The following is an 18,675-nucleotide window of genomic DNA, read 5'->3' as shown; positions in this document are numbered from 1 at the left end:
CTCCCAGCGCAGATCAGCGCGCTACGCCGGGACGAACGCCGACAGCAACAGCCAGGAAACCACGGCCGAGGGCAGCAGCGAGTCGAGGCGGTCCATGATGCCGCCGTGGCCCGGCAGGAGCGTGCCCATGTCCTTGATGCCGAGGTCGCGCTTGATCAGCGACTCGACGAGGTCGCCCAGCGTCGCGGTGAGCACGATGGCCGCGCCGAAGACCACGCCCTGCCAGGTGTGGCCGTGGAGCATGAGGCTGATCGTGAGGATGCCGGCGACGATGCCCGCCACCATCGACCCGGCGAAGCCCTCCCAGGACTTCTTCGGGCTGATGGTCGGTGCCATGGGGTGCTTGCCGCCGAGCACGCCGGCGATGTAGCCGCCGGTGTCGGAGGCGACCACGGCGATGAGGAAGGTGAGGACGCGGCCGACGCCGTCCTCCGGCGGCACGAGCATCGCGGCGAACGCGCCGAACAGCGGCAGGTACGCGCTCGCGAACACCGAGGCCGAGATGTCGCGCAGGTAGCCGTCGGCGCCACCGGGCAGCCGCCACAGGAGGCTGGCCAGCACCGTGATCACGAACGCCGTGAGCGCGCCCGCGCGGCCGAACGGCCAGGCCAGCCAGATCATCGCCTGGCCGCCGACGAGCACAGGGATCATCGCGACCTTGATGTTCGCGACGCGCTTGAGGACACCGGCGAACTCGAAGGTGCCGACCCCGATCGCGACCGCGATGACCCCGATGAAGATGAAGCGGACGGTGAGCAGGGAAACGATGATGGCCGCGCCGAGCAGCACGCCCACGCCGATGGCCGCGGGCAGGTTGCGCCCGGCCCGGGAGGCTTTCTTCGCCGGCTCCGGCTGTCCGCCCGGCTCAGGCTGGTCAGCCGGATCCGGCTGTGGGGTGTGCTCCACCCGCTCGTCTCGTTCCTCGCTCACCTGGCTCATCAGACCTCGAGCAGCTCGGCTTCCTTGTGCTTCACCAGCTCGTCGACCTGGTGCACGTAGGTGTCGGTGAGATTCTGCAGCTCCTTCTCGGCGCGCGCGACCTCGTCCTCACCCGCTTCGCCGTCCTTGGCGATCCGGTCGAGCTCTTCCTTCGCCTTGCGGCGGACGCTGCGGATGGACACGCGGGCGTCCTCGCCTTTGCTCTTCGCCATCTTCACCATCTCCTTGCGCCGCTCTTCGGTGAGCTGCGGGATGACGATGCGGATCACGTTGCCGTCGTTGCTCGGGTTCACGCCGAGGTCCGACTCGCGGATCGCTTTTTCGATGGCGCCGAGCTGGGTCTGGTCGTAGGGCTTGATCAGCGCCATCCGGGCCTCGGGCACGTTGACGCTCGCCAGCTGGTTCAGCGGGGTCATCGCGCCGTAGTACTCGACCACGATGCGCGAGAACATCGACGGGGTGGCCCGGCCGGTCCGCACCGACGTCAGGTCGTCCTTCGCGACGGACACCGCTTTTTCCATCTTCTCCTCGGCGTCGAGGAGGGTCTCGTCGATCACGGCTACTCCCGGTGTTGTGATTGTCGAACCTGTGCTGATCCCAGCAGGTCTAGGCGGATACCCCGTCGGCGGGGGTGCTGACCAGCGTCCCGATCCTCTCACCACTCACCGCACGCGCGATGTTCCCCTCGGTGAGGAGGTTGAAGACGATGATCGGCATGTTGTTGTCCATGCAGAGGCTGAACGCGGTGGCGTCGGCGACCTTGAGGCCGCGTTCGAGCACCTCGCGGTGGCTGATCTCGTGGAACATGGTGGCGTTGGGGTTGATCTTCGGGTCGTCGGTGTAGACACCGTCCACGGCCTTGGCCATGAGCACCGCTTCACACCCGAGCTCCAGCGCGCGCTGCGCGGCGGCGGTGTCGGTGGAGAAGTACGGCATGCCGACCCCGGCGCCGAAGATGACCACGCGGCCCTTCTCCAGGTGCCGCTCGGCGCGGCGCGGGATGTACGGCTCGGCGACCTGGCCCATCGTGATGGCGGTCTGCACGCGCGTGGGCAGGCCTTCCTTCTCCAGGAAGTCCTGCAGGGCCAGGCAGTTCATCACGGTGCCCAGCATGGCCATGTAGTCGGCGCGGTCACGGTCCATCCCGCGCTGGGACAGCTCCGCACCGCGGAAATAGTTGCCGCCGCCGATCACCACCGCCACCTGGACGCCGGTGCGCGCCACCGCGGCGATCTGGCGCGCGACGGAGTGGACGACGTCGGGGTCGACCCCGATCGAGCCGCCACCGAACATCTCGCCGCCCAGTTTCAGCAGGACCCGCCGGTAGCCACCGTCGACCCGGTCACCCATTTGTGTGTCGCCTCCTGTGTTCGCTCGCCGCCGGCCCCGGGTAAGGGACCATCCGCGGCCGGACCCGACTGTGCCCCGTCCCCGCACCGCGGAGACGGGGCACAGTCGCAGAACTTAGACCCAGTACCTCGCTCAGGCCTGGCCGACCTCGAACCGGGCGAACCGGGTCACGGTCACGCCGGCCTCGTCGAGCAGGGCCTTCACGGTCTTCTTGTTGTCCTTGACCGACGGCTGCTCGAGCAGGACGTTGTCCTTGTAATACGCGGTGACCTTGCCCTCGATGATCTTCGAGAGGGCCTGCTCCGGCTTGCCCTCTTCGCGGGCGGTCTGCTCGGCGATGCGGCGCTCGTTCTCGACGATCTCGGCCGGCACCTCCTCGCGGGTCAGGTACTTCGCGCGCAGCGCGGCGACCTGCATGGCGGCACCGCGGGCGGCCTCGGCGTCGTCACCGGTGAACTCGACGAGCACACCCACGGCCGGCGGCAGGTCCGAACCGCGACGGTGCAGGTAGGTGGCGGTCTGCCCCTCGAACGACACCACGCGGCGCAGCTCGAGCTTCTCGCCGATGCGGGCCGAGAGCTCCTGCACGGTGTCGATCACGGGCTTGCCGTCGAGGTCGGCGGCCTTGAGGGCCTCGACGTCGCTGGTCTTGAGGGTCTTCGCGACCTCGACGATCTTCGCGGCGAGCTGCTGGAAGTCGTCGTTCTTCGCGACGAAGTCGGTCTCGGAGTCGAGCTCGATGAGCACGCCGCCGTCGCCGGTCACAAGGCCTTCGGCGGTGGCGCGCTCGGCGCGCTTGCCGACGTCCTTGGCACCCTTGATGCGCAGGAACTCGACGGCCTTCTCGAAGTCGCCGTCGTTCTCCTCGAGGGCCTTCTTGCAGTCCATCATGCCGGCGCCGGTCATCTCGCGCAGGCGCTTCACGTCAGCGGCGGTGTAGTTCGCCATCGTGTTGAATCCGTCCGTTTCAGGTACGTGTGAGGTGATCAGCGCCCGGGCGGCCCGGCGCGGGCCGCCCGGACACGGTGGATCAGGAGTTGGCCGGGGCCTGCTCGGTCACGGCTTCGGGGGCCGCCTCGGTGGCGGCCTCCGTCGCGGCAGCCGCCTCGGTGGCGTCCACGGCGGCGGTCTCCGAGCCGGCGAGCAGCTCCTTCTCCCACTCGGCCAGCGGCTCGTCCGACGCCACGCCCGGCTCCGGCTTCGCGTCGGCCGACGCGCCACCTCGGCTCGAACGGGCCATCAGCCCCGCGGCGGCGGCCTCGGCCACCACCTTGGTGAGCAGCGCGGCCGAGCGGATCGCGTCGTCGTTGCCCGGGATCGGGTAGTCGACCTCGTCCGGGTCGCAGTTGGTGTCGAGGATCGCGACGACCGGGATGTTCAGCTTGCGAGCCTCGCCGACGGCGATGTGCTCCTTCTTCGTGTCGACGATCCACACCGCGCTCGGCACCTTGGCCATGTCGCGGATACCGCCGAGGGTCTTCTCGAGCTTGTCCTTCTCACGGGTGAGCGTGAGGATCTCGCGCTTGGTGAGACCCGCGAAGCCGCCGGTCTGCTCCTGGGCCTCGAGCTCCTTGAGGCGCAGGAGGCGCTTGTGCACGGTCTGGAAGTTGGTCAGCATGCCGCCGAGCCAGCGCTGGTTCACGTAGGGCATGCCCACGCGCGCGGCCTCGTTGGCGATGGCTTCCTGAGCCTGCTTCTTCGTGCCGACGAACATGATCGTGCCGCCGTGCGCGACGGTTTCCTTGATGAACTCGAACGCACGGTCGATGTACGTCAGCGTCTGCTGCAGGTCGATGATGTAGATGCCGTTGCGCTCGGTGAAGATGTAGCGCTTCATCTTCGGGTTCCACCGACGCGTCTGGTGCCCGAAGTGCACGCCGCTGTCGAGCAGCTGCTTCATGGTGACGACGGCCATTGCCGGAATCACACCTTCTCTGTGGTCACGCACGCCTTGGGGGCCGTGCTTGTTCGGTTTGTCGCTCGCGGCCGGGTGACCGCTCGCCCTGGTGCTCGTGCCGGCGCCCGGACCCTGTTCGTCTTCTCGGAAACCCCAGGGACCGCCGAACTCCGTGCGGCTTCCTCCGTCCGGGCCTCCGTGTTTCCACGGAACCGGCCGGGGCCACGCGCACGAGCACGCGAAGTCAGCCCAGCGAGTGGGCTGCGGGAAAGATTCTACCCCCTGTCACCAGGGTCGCTCCCACCGGCAGCCGTCGTGACCGGCGGAGTTGTCCACAAGTCGGCGGGTCTGTGGACAACTCGGCTTGTTGGCGGGGTGTCGGTCGGGGGGTGGGTGATGATCCGAGGGTGATGTCGATCTTGGGTCGTTCGGTGAGCTGGGTGGGGGTTGTGGTGAGGGGTGGGGTCGCTCTTTCCGGTTTTTCGGAGGTTTCCCGGTCTGTCGAGTGTGGCCGGTCTGTTCGGCGGGGTCGCCATCGGCGACCGGAGCCATCGCGGTGGGTGCGGTGGGGTGAGGTGCTGCGGCGAGGTGCGGCGCGGACTCGGCTGGTGATGGCGGCGGTGCTGGTGGTGGTTGCCGCGCTGCCGGGTGCATGGGCGGGGCAGGCACTGGCCGCATCGCCGTCGGTCAGTGCGCCGTCGGTCAGTGCGCCGTCGGTCAGTGCGCCGTCGGTCAGTGCGCCGCCGAGTGCTTCGGCGGCGGGTGCGCCGCCGTCGTCGGACGCGCCTGGGCCGCCGGCGTCGAGTGCTCCGCCGTCGCCCGGTGCATCCTCGTGGCCTGCTGCTCCGCCGTCGGTTGGTTCGCCGCCGTCGTCGGGACTGGGCGCGCAGGCGGGGCGGCTGGCGTGGCCGCTCGCGCCGAAGCCCAAGGTGGCGCGGTTCTTCGAGCCGCCCGCGACCGCGTTCGGGCCGGGCCACCGGGGCGTGGACCTCGAGGCCACCGTGGGGCAGGAGGTGCTCGCGGCCGACATGGGCGTGGTGATCTTCGCGGGTGAGGTCGGGGGGCGGGGTGTCGTCGCGGTGGACCACGACGGAGGGCTGCGGACGACCTACCTGCCCGTTGTTCCGGGCGTCGCCACCGGGGACCAGGTCTATCGCGGTCAGCCGCTGGGCACCGTCGCCGCGGGGCATCCCGGGTGTCCGGTGATGGCGTGTCTGCATTGGGGTGCCAGGAGAGGAGAGGAGTACCTCGATCCGCTGGCGCTCGTCGGGGTGCCGGGGCGGGTGCGGCTGAAACCGTGGGACGACGGGCGCTGAGGCTCAAGCGGTGGGCTGCTCCACCAGCTTGGCGCGCAGCCGCATCACGGCGCGGGTGTGGAGCTGGCTCACGCGGGACTCGGTGACACCCAGGACCTTGCCGATCTCGGCGAGGGTGAGGCTTTCGAAGTAGTAGAGGCTGACGACGATCTTGTCGCGCTCGGTGAGCTGGGCGATGGCTTCCGCGAGCTGGCGGCGGTTGTCCTGGTCGACGAGGACGGCGACGGGGTCGACGGCGCCGTCGTCGGGGAGGGTGTCGACGAGGGAGCCGCTGTCCTTGCCGGCTGCGACGAGGTCTTCGAGGGCGACGACGCTGGTGAGCTGGAGCTGGCCGTAGAAGTCGCGCAGGTCATCGAGGCCGATGTCGAGCTCGGTGGCCAGCTCGGCGTCGGTGGGGGTGCGGTGCAGGCGCGCGCCGAGGCGTTCGAGGGCGCGCTCGGCTTCCTTCGCCTTGCTGCGCACGGCGCGGGGCACCCAGTCCTGGGAGCGCAGGTCGTCGAGGATAGCGCCGCGGATGCGTTGCATCGCGTAGGTCTCGAAGCGCAGGCCGCGCGCGGGTTCGAACTTCTCGATGGCGTCGACCAGGCCGAAGATGCCGGACTGCACGAGGTCGCCGACGTCGACGTGCGTCGGCAGCCCGGTGCCGACCCGGCCGGCGACGTACTTCACCAGCGGGGCGTAGTGCAGCACCAACCGGTCGCGTGACGTCTGGTCCGGCTTGTCGGCGAACTGCTGCCACAAGGCCTGGATGCCCGCGTCGACGTCATGACCGGGACGCCCGTCGTCACTGACGGCGCCCTCGCCGGCGGCGGTGCTCACCCCGGCGTCCGTGACTTGCGGCGTGGAGGTCATTGCACGGTCGTTCTCGGCATGAGGCTCAGTATGGTCTCCGTGCTCGTGCGGATGCGCGTGCGCCGGCGGTTCGGCCTCGGCTTTTCCGGCCGAGCCGCCACCGGCCCCGTCAGGCCCGGGGGTGTGCTCGGTCATGGATCGCCTTCAGCCGATCGACGGTCACGTGAGTGTAGAGCTGGGTCGTGGCAAGCGTAGCGTGACCGAGCAGTTCCTGAACGCTCCTGAGATCGGCACCTCCTTCCAACAGATGGGTCGCCGCCGAGTGGCGTAGTCCGTGTGGCCCCATGTCGAGGGCACCGGGTACCGCCGCCACGGCCTCGTGCACCACGCGCCGCGCCGCCCGCGGGTCGAGCCGGTTGCCACGAACCCCCAGGAAGAGGGCGTTTTCCGACTTCGCGGCGGCCAGTTCCGGACGCCCCGCCTCGAGCCACGCGGCCAGCGCTTCGGCCGCCGGAACGCCGAACGGGACCGTCCGCTCCTTGTCCCCTTTCCCGATCACCGAGACGACACGCCGCTCGAAATCGACCGCGCCGACGTCCAGACCACACAGCTCCGACACCCGGATGCCACTCGCGTAGAGCAACTCGACGACGGCACGGTCACGCAGCGCAACCGGATCCCGCTGCTCGGCTCCTTTCGCGGCCGCGTGCATCAGCTCGCCCGCCTGGTCGGCCCGCAGCACCCCCGGCAACGTCCGGTGCGCCCTCGGCGCCGCGAGCCGCCCGCCCGGGTCGGTGCGCAGGGCGCCCTGGCGGTGCGCCCACGCCGTGAACGTGCGCGCGGCCGCCGCCCGACGCGCCAGGGTCGTGCGGCCGGCGCCGTCGGTGCGCTGCCCCGCGAGCCACGCGCGCAGCAAACCGATGTCGAGATCGGCGACCTGCCTGTCCTCCGCCTCGGTCACGAACCCCAACAGCGACACCACATCGCCCACGTACGCCCGCACCGTGTGCGGCGACAGCCCGCGCTCCAGCGTCAGGTGCCGCTCGTACTCGGTCACCAGCGCGCGCTCCGCCGCGGGCAACGCCTCTCGCACCGCCCGCAGATCCACCCGCGGCGGCCCGTTCCTCCGCCCGGCTCCCCGGGGGGCCGCGTCCCGGCTCGCTGACGACATGCTCATCACGCTGCGCGAACCACCGCCCGAGGTCAAGCATCGCCACGCCGTGCGTTGCTCACCGTGGCGCCGCGCGGGTGATGCGGCGCCAGCCGGTGTCGCCGCGGACGGTGAAGCCGTCGAGTTCCAGCTCGGGCAGCAGGGCTCTGACCCGATCGACCGGCACGCCCGAGGCCGCGGCGACCTGGTCGGTCGAGCGGCCGGCCCGGGGCAGGAGCGCTTCGTACACGCGGAGGGCCTCGGGGGCGAGGACGTCGGTGGGCCGGCGCGGCCGCGGTTTCTCGGGCTCCGAGGCGGGGCCGAAGCGTCCGACGGTGTCGAGGACCTCGTCGACGGAGGTGACGAGGGTGGCTTTGCAGTCGCGGATCAGGGCGTGGCAGCCGGCGGAGTTGCCGGACTGCGCGGGTCCCGGCAGGGCCATCACGACTTTGCCGAGGGCGCCCGCGGTGGTGGCGGTGTTGCGCGCGCCGCTGCGGATGCCGGCTTCGATCACGACGGTGCCGTCGGTGAGGCCGGCGATCAGGCGGTTGCGGACGAGGAAGCGGTGCCTCGCGGGTGGCGTGCCCGGGGCGTACTCGCTGACGACGGCACCGCCGTTGCCGGCGATGCGGTTCAGCAGATCGATGTGGCCGGCGGGATACCCGACGTCGGCGGCGCAGCCCAGCACCGCGACGGTGACACCGCCCGCGCTGAGCGCACCCCGGTGGGCGGCGCCGTCGATGCCGAGGGCCGCGCCGGAGAACACCGGCACGCCGCGGGTGGCGAGCCCGTGGGCGACCTCGGCGGCGTTGTGCTCGCCGTAGTTCGTCGCGAGCCGCGCGCCCACGACGGCGACCGCACGATCGGCCGCCTGCGCCAGGCTCGCGTCACCCCGCACCCACAACGCGAGCGGCGCCGCGACGTTCTCGACGCCCCGGCCGCTCGCGACCGCCAGCGAAAGCAACGGCCACGCGGGCCACTCCTCGTCTTCCGGCACGACCAGGCGGATGTGGGCCTTCGCCGCCGCTTCGAGGTCCTGCTCGGCCAGGTCGACCTCCCGCCGCGCGGCGGTTTCCCGGCGGACCTTTTCGGGGCAGTCTCCGCTTCGCACACGCGCCGCCGCTTCGACCGGCCCGCACTCCCCGACGAACGCACCCAACGCCGGCGCGGGCGGCTCGGCGACGCGGAGGAGGTAGGCGCGGGCTCGGCGCAGGTCGTCGGTGGGCTGCTCGACGGGCAGGGCGGTCACGCGGCACCTCTCGGTCTGACGAGGGAGAGGCGCCGCGGGGCGAGGATGGCGCGGACGTGGGCGGGGTCGAGTTCGCGTGGCAGTGCGGGCACGACGTGCAAGTGGCGTTTCACGGCGAGTTTCATTCGGGAGCGGGTCATGCGGCGGTCCTTTCACGGAAGTCGAGAGCAGCTGCCACGTGGTCGGGAGTCGGGCTGGGTGTGTCGGACAGGTCGGCGAGCGTCCACGCGATTCGGAGACAGCGGTCCGCACCTCGAGCGGAGAGAGCACCTCGGTCCAGCGCGCGGTCGAGGAGCGCGGTCGTCGCGGAGGGCAGCAGGTACTCGCGCCGCAACGCCGGACCCGGGACCTCGGCGTTGGCCCGCCAGCCGTGGGCTTGCCATCGCTCGGCCGCTCGGCCTCGGGCAGCCAGAACTCGGGCGCGGACGGCCGCGGAGGGCTCCGGTGTTGCGGATTGGTGCGCGGAGATCGCGGTGAGCGGACGGAGCTTCACCCGGAGGTCGACGCGGTCGAGCAGAGGTCCGGAGATACGGCCGAGGTACCGGCGCCGGACTACCGGCGAGCACGTGCAATCCACTTCGCGCGGTGGGGCGCAGGGACACGGGTTCGTCGCCAGGACGAGCTGGAACCGTGCCGGATACCGAACCGAACCCTTGACTCGGGCGATACGCACCTCGCCTTCCTCCAGGACAGTGCGCAGCGAGTCGAGGCGTTGTGCGCCGAATTCGCAGACCTCGTCCAAGAAGAGGACGCCGCGATGAGCGCGGCTGATCGCACCTGGACTCGCAATGCCACTGCCACCTCCGACGAGTGCAGCGACAGTGATCGAATGGTGAGGAGCCACAAACGGTGGGGCCGTGACGAGCGGCGACGACTTCGACAGAGAGCCGTCGAGCGAGTGGACAGCCGTGACCTGCAGTGACTCCTCCTTCGAAAGAGGCGGCAGGATGCCGGGGAGGCGTCTGGCGAGCATGCTTTTGCCGACGCCGGGTGGGCCTGTCAGCAGCAAGTGATGCCCGCCCGCGGCCGCGACTTCGAGGGCCCAGCGAGCTTCGGGTTGGCCCACCACGTCGGCGAGGTCCGGCACGTCCGGTGGTTCGGCGGTGACGGGATCGGGGCCGGTTTCGAGGTCGCCTTCGCCCTTGAGCCAGGCGACGAGGTCGGCCAGCCGCGAGACGCCCGCGACTTCCAGGCCGTCGACGAGGGCGGCTTCGAAGAGGGACTCGGTGGGGACGACGGCGCGCTCGTAGCCGGCGGCGCGGGCGGCGAGGAGGCCGGGGAGCACGCCGCGGACCGGGCGGATGCGCCCGTCGAGGGCGAGTTCGCCCAGGAGGATGGTGCGCAGCAGCTTGGTGGCCGGGACGGCGCCGTTCGCGGCGAGGACGGCGGCGGCGATACCGAGGTCGTAGCCGGAGCCGACCTTGGGGAGGTTGGCGGGCGACAGGCCGAGGGTGATCTTGCCGTCGGGCCAGGGCTGGCCGGAGTTGCGCACGGCCGAGCGCACGCGGTCCTTCGCCTCGCGCAGGCCGGCGTCCGGGAGGCCGACCAAGGTCACCCGGCTGAGGCCGCCGCCGAGGTCGGCTTCGATTTCGATCACGCGGCCTTCGATGCCGAGCAGAGCGACCGACCACTCGTACGACAACTCACGGGGATTTAAAAGCCCTGAGCGGCAAGGCGATGCCCCGGCACGACTGGGGTGTGCCGGGGCGTCGCCGTCTTACCTCTGGATCGCGTCGAGCAGCGCCCGCAACGACACCGGCGACAGCGTCAACTGCCCGCCGTCTGGGTCCTTGCTGTCGCGCACCCCGGTCTCGTCTCGACCGAGCGCGACCTCGACACAGTTGTCGGTGTTGGAGCTGCGACTCGACTTCCGCCAGATGCGGGGTCGGTCGGGTACGGTCACGTTGTCGTCTCCTCCTCGGATGATGGGGACTTCGCCTTCGCGATGAGCTCCGCGGTGCGCGCGGGGCTCATCGCCACCTCTTCCAGTCTCGGAAGAGCGTCCATGTAGACCTGCACCTGGTCTGGGTCGTGGAGCATCAGGCCGGCCATGCGGTCTTCGCGGTGGATGACCGTCGAGTCGGAGCTGCGGAGCACGCTAAACGGCCCCTCCAGTTCCGCGCTCCAGCCAGCGTCGAACGGGATCGCCTTGATGTCGACGTTGTCGAGCGCGCCAAGCTCCAGCAGAAGCTCCAGCTGGTGGTTGAGGATGTCCCGGTCACCGAGGGTCCGGCGAAACACACCCTCGTCGACGTAGGCAGTGAACTTCGGCGGGTTGACGCGGCGCAGGATCGACGCAGACCGCCGGCCTTGCCGCTCGGCGACGCGGCGCGGGATTTCTGCGTCGGGGACGCCAGCCTGCTTCATGATCAGACGGGTGTACTCCGGGGCCTGTAGCGCGCCGGGGACGAGCAGCGGGGACACGGAAACGATCTCGACAGCGTCGGCCTCGAGCCCGAGCAGCGCGTCGAGTTGCCGCTGCTGCTCGGTCGAGCCGGACGCGTTCCAGACGCTGTCCTCGACGTTGTTCGTCATGGCCATCAGTTTGGTCGCGACCGCAAGCGGAACCTCGAGCGCGATCAGCAACGTCGACAGGTCCTCCGCGGACAGTGGCCGTTCGCCGGTCTCAGCGCGGTGGATCTTGAGGTGGTTCCACCCGACCCGCGCAGCGAGATCCCGCTGAGTCACGGTCCCGCGCGCCTTGCGGAGGTCAGCGCCGATCGCCTTCGCCTTCGGTGTGTTTCCGGCCATGTAACAGAGCATAGACACGGCCACCGCCAGCACCAGGTGAAGGCATGGATCAGACCAGCATCACTCGCTTGGGGCATTGCGGGCGGGCTGTTTCCGCTCCGATACTCACACCGGAAACAGGTTGAAACAGGCGGAAACAACCGGGCTCGGGGCGAGGCTGATGACACGAGGATGGCGCAACGAACGCACCGTCCGGACGGTGGACACCACCGGCCGTCCGATCGACGTAACCACGGGGATCACTCTCGACCAGCGCGGCATCGAAGTTGTCGCCCTCAGCGTCGACGGCGGCCCCAGCGCCGTGATCGCCGACCCCGACGCCTTCGACACCGCGGCGGCCGTAACCGTGAACCTGCAGCACGCTCAACTCGACCTCATCCGCCGCGCGCGCCGCCAGGAACCATGATGGAGACCCTGAGCAGGCCTTCGACCGAGCCACGGCTCTACGAGTTCGCGTTCGGCCCGGAACACACCACCACCCACACCTGGTCGAAAGACGGCCGCAACCACGCGTTCTCGGTGCAGCACATGAACAGCCACGGCCACCAGATGGTGGCCCCGGAATGCGCCCGAGCAGCATCGACATCCGTCCCCACAGCTTGGGCGTTCGCCGGCGAACTGAGCCGCAACCTCGGCGAGGACCGCGACCACACTCACGACTGCCCGCGATGCTTCCGCCGCCGGCCGATCGTCCGTCGCCGGAGGGCATGGTGAGCGTCTGGTGCCGCGACGACGGCACCGAAGTCACCGAGGACGTCGACGGCCTCATCGTCGACACCGCCATCGAACCTGACGACGACACCCCCTGATCGCCCGGTCGGCGCGGTCTTTCCCCCGACACCGCGCCGACTGGGTTTCCAAGCTGTACCCGTGAGTAGGAACTGGGGCGGGTACAGGGCCCGCGCCCCGACTCCCGTTGTCGGGGCGCGGTGCTTGTAACACCAGGCTTGATCAACGCGAGTCATCAGAGCGAACGCCACGAGGGGAAACGACGATGTACACGCAGCCAAACCCATACCAACAACACATGCCGCCCGCACCGCCGAAAAGGAAGCCAGTGTGGCCATGGGCCCTGGGTGGGCTCGGAGTTCTGTTTCTCGTCTTCTTCGTGGTTCTCATCGGATCTGCCATCGGCACCGCCGCCAAGCGTGCAGCGCAGACGGCAGCCACGCACATGCCGACTACGTCCGCGTCCGCACCCGCGGCGCCAGTACACCAGCCTCCGACGACATCGTCGAGAGCGCCAGCGGAGCCGACCGGCCCGGTGAGCGTGGTCAGCGGCGGCGTGCTCAAGGTGGGCGTGGATATGCTCCCCGGGACCTACAAGGGCGACTGCCAAGGATATGGGTACTGGGCGCGGCTCAACAGTGACGACCCGATGGACATCATCACCAACGACATCGCGACCCACGGTGGGCTGATGCAGTTCACCGCCAAGAAGGGCGAGTACGTTCGGGTCAACCACTGCACGTTCACGCTTCAGCACTGAGCACGACGAAAGAGGGCCCCCGCGCACGTAGCGCGGGGGCCCTCTTTCGTGTGGTCCGTGGTCAGCCGAGGTCGGGGCCGAAGCGGATGATCTTCGGTTCGCCAGCGGGGAACGTCTGGGGCCGGTCACCCGGCCACATCGCCTCGGCCTCGACCCGCATGTCGCCGAGTGCCGAGGTCTCGCCGGCCTGCCAGGCTCGGGTAAGGGTCACCTTCGCTGGGTTGTCAGGGTCGACTTCGAACGAGTCGGGTGGTCCGTCGATGACGAGGACCCCGTTGAGTTTGCCGATGATCCGCCACGACTCGACCCCGCCCAGGTCGGCCACGCCGGCGGCGTCCTCGGCGATCAGGGTGAGTGGGGGTTCGAGGTCGTGCTGCTTCATGCGGCTGGTCACGTGGTTCCCCCCTGGATGGTCAGCGTCCCGGTGTTGGCGTGGGCGGTGAGGGTGGCGCGGTTGGGCACGATCGTCAGCCGCGGCGCGGACGCGGTAACCACCGGCTCGCCGCCCGAGCTGGTGCGCGCAGGCGCATGCGCGGTGGCGATGGTGGCGACGCGGGCGAGCGATTGCCCTCGCGCGAGCGCTACCGAGCTGTCCGTGACACCGATCCGGCTCAGCAGCCGTACGGTGCCGCGCGCGGGCGCCACCACGCTGTCGGTTTCCGTGAGCCGCGGGGCGGAACGGCCGCGGGCCAGCGGCCGCGTGATGTCAAGCTCGTCGATGCGGTCGATGGGGTGTGCCGTCCCGCGCGCGGGCGCCGTGCCCTGGTTGGTCTCGGTCGCGCGGGTCAGCGTGGTCGAGCGTGACCGATTGAACGCCAGCACACTGTCAGCTTCGGAGACGCGCCCCATCAGGTGAGCTCGGCTCCGCAACGGCACGATGGACACGTCCGTCTCGGCTGCCTGGTTTACCGCGCGGCCGCGCGCGAGCCGGGCCGCGCTGTCCGTCTCGGTTGCTCTCGCGACCGCGCGGGATCGCGAGCGCACCGGAGCGGTGGTGCTGTCGGTCTCGGTGACCTGCCCCACCGTGTGCCCGGATGCGCCGACGGGCGTGTTCATCGCCGTGCCGATGGCCGTGGCGTCGAGGGCCTCGTTGTAGTACCGGACGTCGTCGACCACGACGTCCGTGTCCAAACCAGCCGAGGCGTGCGCGCCGGCCACGTAGAACGAGGTGCTGTTCGCGAGCGTGCCGGCGTTCGCGACCGTGGTGACGAGCGACCCGTTGACGTACAGCTTCATGTTCGCGCCGTCGAACGTGAGCGCCACGTGGGCCCAGTTGTTGAGCGTGAGCCCGGCCGTGCCATTGACCGCCACGAGGCCACCGACGCGGATGTCGCCTTGGACGCGGTTGGCTGTACCGAAGTCTCCGCGCTGGGTGAAGATCGCGTAGTCGGTTTGCCCGGAGCCGTCGGACTTCACCACGCCGCAGATGAAGTGCGTTGTGTTCGTGGTGAGGTCGAGCGGTTTGACCCACGCCATGAGGGTGCACCCGGTGCCAGTTACCGCGGGAACGGTCGCGGTGGCACCGGGTGAGCTGGCAGCGGTGTTGGTCAGGCCGGGCCCCGTGTGGCCGCTGGCGGTCCACGAGGCGCTGCCGATCGTCAGCGTGCGGCCGTTGCCGGAGTCGTCGGTGACTGTGGAGCCGCTGCCGGCGCCGAAGCCATACGCGGCGAGCAGCGCCACGTCACGCCGCCCGGAGGAAGCCCGGGGACTGCGGGGTGAACGTCTCGTCGACGCCGCTGGTGGTGAACGACTGGTCGAACGCGCACAGCGGCACGAGATCGGCGTCGGTGCCGCCGGTGGTGTCCGGGTCGTAGCAGATGACCATCTTCCCGACCGCCTGGTTGCTCGCGCCGCCGAGCGTCGACCAGGTCCACGCCGAGGCGGTGATGTCGACCCGGTCGTTGGTGTCGTCAACCGTGGACGTGACGCCGGACAGCGTCTTGCGCGCGTAGTTCGTGGCCGTGAGCTCGTCGCTCGCGCCGGCCAGCAGCGCGCTGAGGTTGTCGTAGTCCTTCAGCGTGCTGTCGGCCTCGAGGTTGGTGCTCTGCAGCAGCACCGCGACGAGGGCGTCGTTGGTGGCGGGCAGCCCGGCGTAGTACGCGATCTTGCCCTTGGCGATGTTGAACACGAAGTCGGCCACGGCCTACTCCTTCGGGGGAACGTTGCGGTTGACGTCTTCGGCGTAAAGCGGGTCGAGTCCGCGCACGGGGACGGCGGGGAACTGCTTGGCGGGGAGCCCAATCACACCCACAGCGCCGAGAGCGGCGAGGACAAGCTGAATGATCTCCCCGGTGCCGATCGCGGTACCGGCGGTGAGGAACGTCGTCAGGAGTGTGCCGACGGCGAGGACCACGGCGACGATGCCCTTGGCGTACTTCGCGGTGCCGGCCGACAGGTTCGGCACGACCGCCACGAGCGCGCTGCTGGCGGCAAGCAGGATGAGGTTGAGGACCTCGAGGTTGGACAGCGACCCGTCGATCAGGAGCGGCACGACGGCGGCGAGCACGGTGGCTGCGAGCTGGGCGATGGCTTTCCCGATGGCGTTCACAGGGCGTCACCGCCGACGAAGGTCAGCGAGCCGGTGACCTCGACGTCCGGGTGGTCGTCCATCGTGTACTCGGCTTCCACTGCGACGGCGCCGGCCGGGACGTCGATTTCCCACGGCCGCGCGGGGGCCACCTGGAACGGGCCGGACGTGGCGTTTCGCGCGAACACGACCTTGACGATGTTCGAGCCGGCCGCGGGCGAGGGGCCGATGAACTTGAGCACGTTCCAGTAGCTGGACACCCAGCCCTGTTCGACGACGAGGCCCTTCTTCGTGCCGCGGGCCCAGTCGGGCACGCCGACCGTGATGTTGCGCGGCTTCCCGCTGGTCTTCGTGAACTCCGCCATGCTTTCCTCCCGGGTTGTGGTGGTGCTGGGGACGGTGCCGCCGCCCGCGGATCCTCCGCCACCGGCGACCGCGCCGGAGGCCATGCTGATGACGACGTCCCACGGGAAACCGGGGCCCGGGTCCCAGTGGGTGCCGTCGCCGGTGCCGTTGGTGTAGTCCACGTGGCCGATCACGCCTGCCTTGCCCGCGTGGACGTCGGCCGCGGAAAGCTTGGTGATCGGGATGCCGCGCGCCGTGCAGCGGCTGCGGATCCAGTTCGCCGCGTTGCGCAGCATGCCCTGATGTTCCGTGAGCCACTCGTCGCGGCTCCACGACGCGAAGCCGCACAGCTCCAGGTTGTCGGACTTCGGGTTGCCGTTGCGCAGCGTCCACGCGGCACGGTCGTAGGGCACGAGGTTGTCCAACAGGGTGTTGTCGTCGGCGACCGCGTGCGCGCTGGAATCGGTGGAGCGGTTGAAGAAGGCCTGCAGATCGGAGGCCTTGCGAATGCCTTCAGCGGTGTGCACCGTGACCCACAGGACACGAGCACCGCCACGGCTGGAACTTCCTGCCATGGTTTCCGGGTTTCCTCTCTGTCTACGACGGACGTGCGGCCGGGTCGCACAGTTCGGGGCTCGCGTTGAACTGCTCCGCAGACCCGTCGGTGTAGGTCAGCACCACCGCGCACGTGTCCGGGCTGGTCCACCGGAACTCGGTGTGCGACACCCCTCGCCCGTCTTTGCCGGCGGCGCCTTGGCACTTGGCGTCGGTGCTCATACACGGCGGCGTGATGCCGTCCTTCGGCGTGGGGATGAGCGCGAGCACAGCTGTCACGATCTTGTCGTAGTCGACGACCGCGTCTTTGCCGTCCTTCGGGTCCGGGATCTCACCGCGGACCAGCGCCACCAGTTCCGCCTTGTCTGCGTCGGTGAGCACGTAGGGTTTGCCGTCCTCGCCCTTCGGGAGCAGGCTCGGGTTCTCGCGGATGGTCTGCTCGATGAGCGCCATCACCTCGGCGTCGCTGCGCCGTGGCGCGGTCACCACCGTCGCGGCAGCGGGCTCGGGGGCCGCCTTCACTTCCGCGGCCTTCTGGGCTGCCTGGCGGCACTGCGCGGAGTCGGTGGACATCGAGCCCCCTACGCACTGCTCGGTCTGCTGTGCAAGCTGCTTGCCGGCCGCGACCACCGGCTGCGTAGCGGTCAGCTCAGTGCGTGCGTCGCCGGCGGACACTCCGAGGAAGAACACCGCCACCGCGGTGAGGAGCGCGGCGCCTGCGGTCAGAGGCTTGGTCAGGTTCATGCGCGAATCCTTCGCGGCTTCGGCTCGGGAACCTCAGGGAGCTCGGGGAACTCGGGCAGTTCGATGTCCTGGGGGCCGTGCTGGGCCCACAGCTGTGTCACGGTGGCTGCCCACCGGATCACCTTCGGCGACCACTTGTCGTAGACCTTGAGCCGCTTCTCTTCGGTCTCGTCGCCCTGCGCCCGCTTCGAGCGCCAGCCGTTGATGAACGCCCCCAGCGCCATCAGGAACCCGGAACCACCGGCGAACAGCGCGGTCATCAGCTCTGGGGTCACGAGCTCACCCCCACCATGACGTAGCTTCTCTGCATCAGGAAGTGGACTCCAGCAAGGCTCAACGCCATGACTGGGGTCACCAGCGACCCGAACGACTGTCCGAACACGGGCAGCGCTGCCAGGGTGGCGAGCGAAGCGAACACACCCATCAGCACACAGCCGAGCGCGTGCGGGATCACCATCGAGCGCTTCGCGTACGAGCATCCGAGCAGGGCGATGGCGACGGCGAAGAACAGCGGCGCCCACGGCACCAGCTCATTGAAGGTCTGAACCGGCGAGATGCGTCCCGCCGCAGGTGCGCCGTGCCAGGGGCCGACCCACAGGACCCCGAGCGCGACATGCATTCCCCCCAGCAGTCTCGATAAAGCCCGCCGGTGAACATGGTCAAGCTTCATCGTGCCGTCCTTTCAGGACTCGGCGGGCTCCGTGGGGAACGTGGGTGATCCGCCGGAGTTGTGCGCCGAGAGCAGGAAGTACGAGGAGAACGTGACGTCGTAGGTCCAGGCGTCGGGCCAGCGTTTGCTCTGCCACACCTGCTGGCCGCTGACGACATCCGTGCGGGACTGCCACTCGGCCGGGTCGTTGGTGAGCGGGCCGAGGGCCTTGAACTGCAGCAGTAGCTCGACGATGCCCTTGGCGGTGTCGATGTCGGCTTCGGTGAGCTCGGCGTAGGTTCCGACGATCGTGACGATCGCGGCGCGCATCGGGTCAGTGATGCCCTCGTGGTCGAGCTCGGCGATCGCGTGATCTCCCAGCGCGGTCATGGTGCCCCCTTCGTCATGTGCGGTAGCACCACATTTCCGGGTGCATGTTGGCCAACGTGGCTCCTGGGTTCACCACGGCGTTCACAGCCGCGGTGGAGTACACGTACGGGATGAGCACGGACCCGGCAGCGAACCAGCGCTCGATCGAGGTGCGCCACACCGCGCAGGCGCTGCGCTGGTCGTAGTCCCACACTCCCGTGGGCGCGCCGGCCGACAGGCTCGATGCAAGCGCCATTTCGACGTTCGCCGCGGCGTACGTGCCGTCCCGTCGGCAGTGGAACCCCGCGCTGTAGACGCCGTCACTTTTGATCGTGATGGTGTTGCCGGACACCGTGATGTCGCCTTGCTTGTCGAGAACGGTGTTGAACGTCAACGCGGTCCACGTGTTCGCTGCGATCGCCTGGTCCGCGTTTTTGCCTACCAGGGCGCCGATCACCAGCGGTGGCCGTCGCGTATTGCGTTCGATCTTGTTGTCCAGCATCCGCAGGGCTTCGGCGGTGTCGCGGGCCAAGCGGATGTCGTTCAGCGGCAT

The 18,675-nt window shown here is 69.5% G+C and carries 26 protein-coding genes; 4 read left to right on the top strand and 22 right to left on the bottom strand.

From position 1 onward, the window contains the following. Positions 1-21 precede the first annotated feature (21 nt). From ACWEOE_RS11060 to rpsB, 5 genes are all read right to left on the bottom strand, one after another. Positions 22-939, bottom strand: a complete 918-nt coding sequence (locus ACWEOE_RS11060; protein WP_452007033.1) for a phosphatidate cytidylyltransferase — start codon at positions 937-939, stop codon at positions 22-24. Then, complete coding sequence (gene frr, locus ACWEOE_RS11055; RefSeq protein ID WP_452007031.1) at positions 939-1,496, bottom strand: ribosome recycling factor; 558 nt, start codon at positions 1,494-1,496, stop codon at positions 939-941. Before frr ends, ACWEOE_RS11060 begins: the two co-directional genes overlap by 1 nt. A 49-nt stretch (positions 1,497-1,545) precedes the next feature. Continuing rightward, complete coding sequence (gene pyrH / locus ACWEOE_RS11050) at positions 1,546-2,289, bottom strand: UMP kinase (protein ID WP_452007030.1); 744 nt, start codon at positions 2,287-2,289, stop codon at positions 1,546-1,548. A gap of 132 nt (positions 2,290-2,421) precedes the next feature. Continuing rightward, positions 2,422-3,237 (bottom strand): translation elongation factor Ts, encoded by an 816-nt coding sequence (gene tsf, locus ACWEOE_RS11045; protein WP_452007028.1) that lies wholly within the window; start codon positions 3,235-3,237, stop codon positions 2,422-2,424. A gap of 82 nt (positions 3,238-3,319) precedes the next feature. Beyond that, entirely contained in the window at positions 3,320-4,204 is an 885-nt protein-coding gene (gene rpsB / locus ACWEOE_RS11040; RefSeq protein ID WP_452007026.1) for a 30S ribosomal protein S2, read from the bottom strand. 860 nt (positions 4,205-5,064) lie between these two features. On the opposite strand from rpsB, the gene ACWEOE_RS11035 reads away from it, so the two are divergent. Beyond that, a complete protein-coding gene (locus ACWEOE_RS11035; protein WP_452007242.1) occupies positions 5,065-5,502 on the top strand; it encodes a murein hydrolase activator EnvC family protein in 438 nt (145 codons plus the stop codon). Between the two features lie 3 nt (positions 5,503-5,505). On the opposite strand, the gene ACWEOE_RS11030 is transcribed toward ACWEOE_RS11035, so the two are convergent. The 7 genes from ACWEOE_RS11030 to ACWEOE_RS11000 form a co-directional block, all read right to left on the bottom strand. Continuing rightward, entirely contained in the window at positions 5,506-6,354 is an 849-nt protein-coding gene (locus tag ACWEOE_RS11030; RefSeq protein ID WP_452007024.1) for a FliA/WhiG family RNA polymerase sigma factor, read from the bottom strand. Between the two features lie 109 nt (positions 6,355-6,463). Further along, a complete protein-coding gene (locus ACWEOE_RS11025) occupies positions 6,464-7,465 on the bottom strand; it encodes a tyrosine recombinase XerC (protein ID WP_452007022.1) in 1,002 nt (333 codons plus the stop codon). Between the two features lie 58 nt (positions 7,466-7,523). Beyond that, positions 7,524-8,693 (bottom strand): DNA-processing protein DprA, encoded by a 1,170-nt coding sequence (gene dprA, locus ACWEOE_RS11020; protein WP_452007020.1) that lies wholly within the window; start codon positions 8,691-8,693, stop codon positions 7,524-7,526. Next, positions 8,690-8,833 (bottom strand): hypothetical protein, encoded by a 144-nt coding sequence (locus tag ACWEOE_RS11015; protein WP_452007018.1) that lies wholly within the window; start codon positions 8,831-8,833, stop codon positions 8,690-8,692. Before ACWEOE_RS11015 ends, dprA begins: the two co-directional genes overlap by 4 nt. Continuing rightward, positions 8,830-10,335 (bottom strand): YifB family Mg chelatase-like AAA ATPase, encoded by a 1,506-nt coding sequence (locus ACWEOE_RS11010; protein WP_452007016.1) that lies wholly within the window; start codon positions 10,333-10,335, stop codon positions 8,830-8,832. Before ACWEOE_RS11010 ends, ACWEOE_RS11015 begins: the two co-directional genes overlap by 4 nt. Before the next feature lie 75 nt (positions 10,336-10,410). Next, the gene (locus ACWEOE_RS11005) at positions 10,411-10,596 is read right to left on the bottom strand and encodes a DUF397 domain-containing protein (protein ID WP_452007015.1); all 186 of its coding nucleotides are present in this window, start codon (positions 10,594-10,596) and stop codon (positions 10,411-10,413) included. Next, on the bottom strand, positions 10,593-11,477 hold the full coding sequence (locus tag ACWEOE_RS11000; protein ID WP_452007013.1) for a helix-turn-helix domain-containing protein: 885 nt from the start codon (positions 11,475-11,477) through the stop codon (positions 10,593-10,595). Before ACWEOE_RS11000 ends, ACWEOE_RS11005 begins: the two co-directional genes overlap by 4 nt. Positions 11,478-11,643: 166 nt before the next feature. Between ACWEOE_RS11000 and ACWEOE_RS10995 the strand changes: the two genes are divergently transcribed. From ACWEOE_RS10995 to ACWEOE_RS10985, 3 genes are all read left to right on the top strand, one after another. After that, positions 11,644-11,850, top strand: a complete 207-nt coding sequence (locus ACWEOE_RS10995; RefSeq protein ID WP_452007011.1) for a hypothetical protein — start codon at positions 11,644-11,646, stop codon at positions 11,848-11,850. Continuing rightward, positions 11,847-12,158 carry a hypothetical protein gene (locus tag ACWEOE_RS10990; protein WP_452007009.1) on the top strand — a complete coding sequence of 104 codons (312 nt, stop codon included), beginning with the start codon at positions 11,847-11,849 and terminating at the stop codon, positions 12,156-12,158. The genes ACWEOE_RS10995 and ACWEOE_RS10990 overlap by 4 nt, the downstream gene beginning before the upstream one ends. 592 nt (positions 12,159-12,750) lie before the next feature. Then, entirely contained in the window at positions 12,751-12,933 is a 183-nt protein-coding gene (locus tag ACWEOE_RS10985; RefSeq protein WP_452007007.1) for a hypothetical protein, read from the top strand. A gap of 61 nt (positions 12,934-12,994) precedes the next feature. On the opposite strand, the gene ACWEOE_RS10980 is transcribed toward ACWEOE_RS10985, so the two are convergent. The 10 genes from ACWEOE_RS10980 to ACWEOE_RS10935 are packed head-to-tail and all read right to left on the bottom strand — an operon-like array spanning position 12,995 to position 18,675. Then, positions 12,995-13,327: a hypothetical protein gene (locus ACWEOE_RS10980; RefSeq protein ID WP_452007005.1), complete on the bottom strand. Its 333-nt coding sequence runs from the start codon at positions 13,325-13,327 to the stop codon at positions 12,995-12,997. Then, positions 13,324-14,613 (bottom strand): LamG-like jellyroll fold domain-containing protein, encoded by a 1,290-nt coding sequence (locus tag ACWEOE_RS10975; RefSeq protein ID WP_452007003.1) that lies wholly within the window; start codon positions 14,611-14,613, stop codon positions 13,324-13,326. The genes ACWEOE_RS10980 and ACWEOE_RS10975 overlap by 4 nt, the downstream gene beginning before the upstream one ends. Position 14,614: 1 nt before the next feature. Further along, complete coding sequence (locus tag ACWEOE_RS10970; protein ID WP_452007001.1) at positions 14,615-15,073, bottom strand: hypothetical protein; 459 nt, start codon at positions 15,071-15,073, stop codon at positions 14,615-14,617. 3 nt (positions 15,074-15,076) lie between these two features. After that, positions 15,077-15,481, bottom strand: coding sequence for a hypothetical protein (locus ACWEOE_RS10965; protein WP_452006999.1), 405 nt, complete (start codon positions 15,479-15,481; stop codon positions 15,077-15,079). Continuing rightward, positions 15,478-16,380, bottom strand: a complete 903-nt coding sequence (locus tag ACWEOE_RS10960; RefSeq protein ID WP_452006997.1) for an N-acetylmuramoyl-L-alanine amidase — start codon at positions 16,378-16,380, stop codon at positions 15,478-15,480. The genes ACWEOE_RS10965 and ACWEOE_RS10960 overlap by 4 nt, the downstream gene beginning before the upstream one ends. 22 nt (positions 16,381-16,402) lie before the next feature. Then, entirely contained in the window at positions 16,403-17,104 is a 702-nt protein-coding gene (locus ACWEOE_RS10955; RefSeq protein ID WP_452006995.1) for a hypothetical protein, read from the bottom strand. Then, entirely contained in the window at positions 17,101-17,379 is a 279-nt protein-coding gene (locus ACWEOE_RS10950) for a hypothetical protein (RefSeq protein ID WP_452006993.1), read from the bottom strand. The genes ACWEOE_RS10955 and ACWEOE_RS10950 overlap by 4 nt, the downstream gene beginning before the upstream one ends. After that, positions 17,376-17,774, bottom strand: a complete 399-nt coding sequence (locus tag ACWEOE_RS10945; RefSeq protein ID WP_452006991.1) for a hypothetical protein — start codon at positions 17,772-17,774, stop codon at positions 17,376-17,378. The genes ACWEOE_RS10950 and ACWEOE_RS10945 overlap by 4 nt, the downstream gene beginning before the upstream one ends. Positions 17,775-17,786: 12 nt before the next feature. Continuing rightward, on the bottom strand, positions 17,787-18,143 hold the full coding sequence (locus tag ACWEOE_RS10940) for a hypothetical protein (protein ID WP_452006989.1): 357 nt from the start codon (positions 18,141-18,143) through the stop codon (positions 17,787-17,789). Positions 18,144-18,156: 13 nt separating this feature from the next. Further along, positions 18,157-18,675 (bottom strand): hypothetical protein, encoded by a 519-nt coding sequence (locus ACWEOE_RS10935; protein ID WP_452006987.1) that lies wholly within the window; start codon positions 18,673-18,675, stop codon positions 18,157-18,159.

The sequence above is a fragment of the Amycolatopsis sp. NPDC004368 genome, assembly GCF_053602515.1.
This window is presented reverse-complemented; position numbering and strand designations above follow the sequence as displayed.

Coding starts and splice junctions, on each gene's coding strand:
- rpsB (WP_452007026.1), bottom strand. CDS start 4,204: ATGGCCGTCGTCACCATGAAGCAGCTGCTCGACAGCGGCGTGCACTTC.
- ACWEOE_RS11060 (WP_452007033.1), bottom strand. CDS start 939: ATGAGCCAGGTGAGCGAGGAACGAGACGAGCGGGTGGAGCACACCCCA.
- ACWEOE_RS10985 (WP_452007007.1), top strand. CDS start 12,751: ATGCTCCCCGGGACCTACAAGGGCGACTGCCAAGGATATGGGTACTGG.
- ACWEOE_RS10960 (WP_452006997.1), bottom strand. CDS start 16,380: ATGGCAGGAAGTTCCAGCCGTGGCGGTGCTCGTGTCCTGTGGGTCACG.
- ACWEOE_RS11015 (WP_452007018.1), bottom strand. CDS start 8,833: ATGACCCGCTCCCGAATGAAACTCGCCGTGAAACGCCACTTGCACGTC.
- tsf (WP_452007028.1), bottom strand. CDS start 3,237: ATGGCGAACTACACCGCCGCTGACGTGAAGCGCCTGCGCGAGATGACC.
- ACWEOE_RS10940 (WP_452006989.1), bottom strand. CDS start 18,143: ATGACCGCGCTGGGAGATCACGCGATCGCCGAGCTCGACCACGAGGGC.
- pyrH (WP_452007030.1), bottom strand. CDS start 2,289: ATGGGTGACCGGGTCGACGGTGGCTACCGGCGGGTCCTGCTGAAACTG.
- ACWEOE_RS10955 (WP_452006995.1), bottom strand. CDS start 17,104: ATGAACCTGACCAAGCCTCTGACCGCAGGCGCCGCGCTCCTCACCGCG.
- ACWEOE_RS10935 (WP_452006987.1), bottom strand. CDS start 18,675: ATGCCGCTGAACGACATCCGCTTGGCCCGCGACACCGCCGAAGCCCTG.
- ACWEOE_RS11030 (WP_452007024.1), bottom strand. CDS start 6,354: ATGACCTCCACGCCGCAAGTCACGGACGCCGGGGTGAGCACCGCCGCC.
- ACWEOE_RS10945 (WP_452006991.1), bottom strand. CDS start 17,774: ATGAAGCTTGACCATGTTCACCGGCGGGCTTTATCGAGACTGCTGGGG.
- ACWEOE_RS11025 (WP_452007022.1), bottom strand. CDS start 7,465: ATGTCGTCAGCGAGCCGGGACGCGGCCCCCCGGGGAGCCGGGCGGAGG.
- ACWEOE_RS10990 (WP_452007009.1), top strand. CDS start 11,847: ATGATGGAGACCCTGAGCAGGCCTTCGACCGAGCCACGGCTCTACGAG.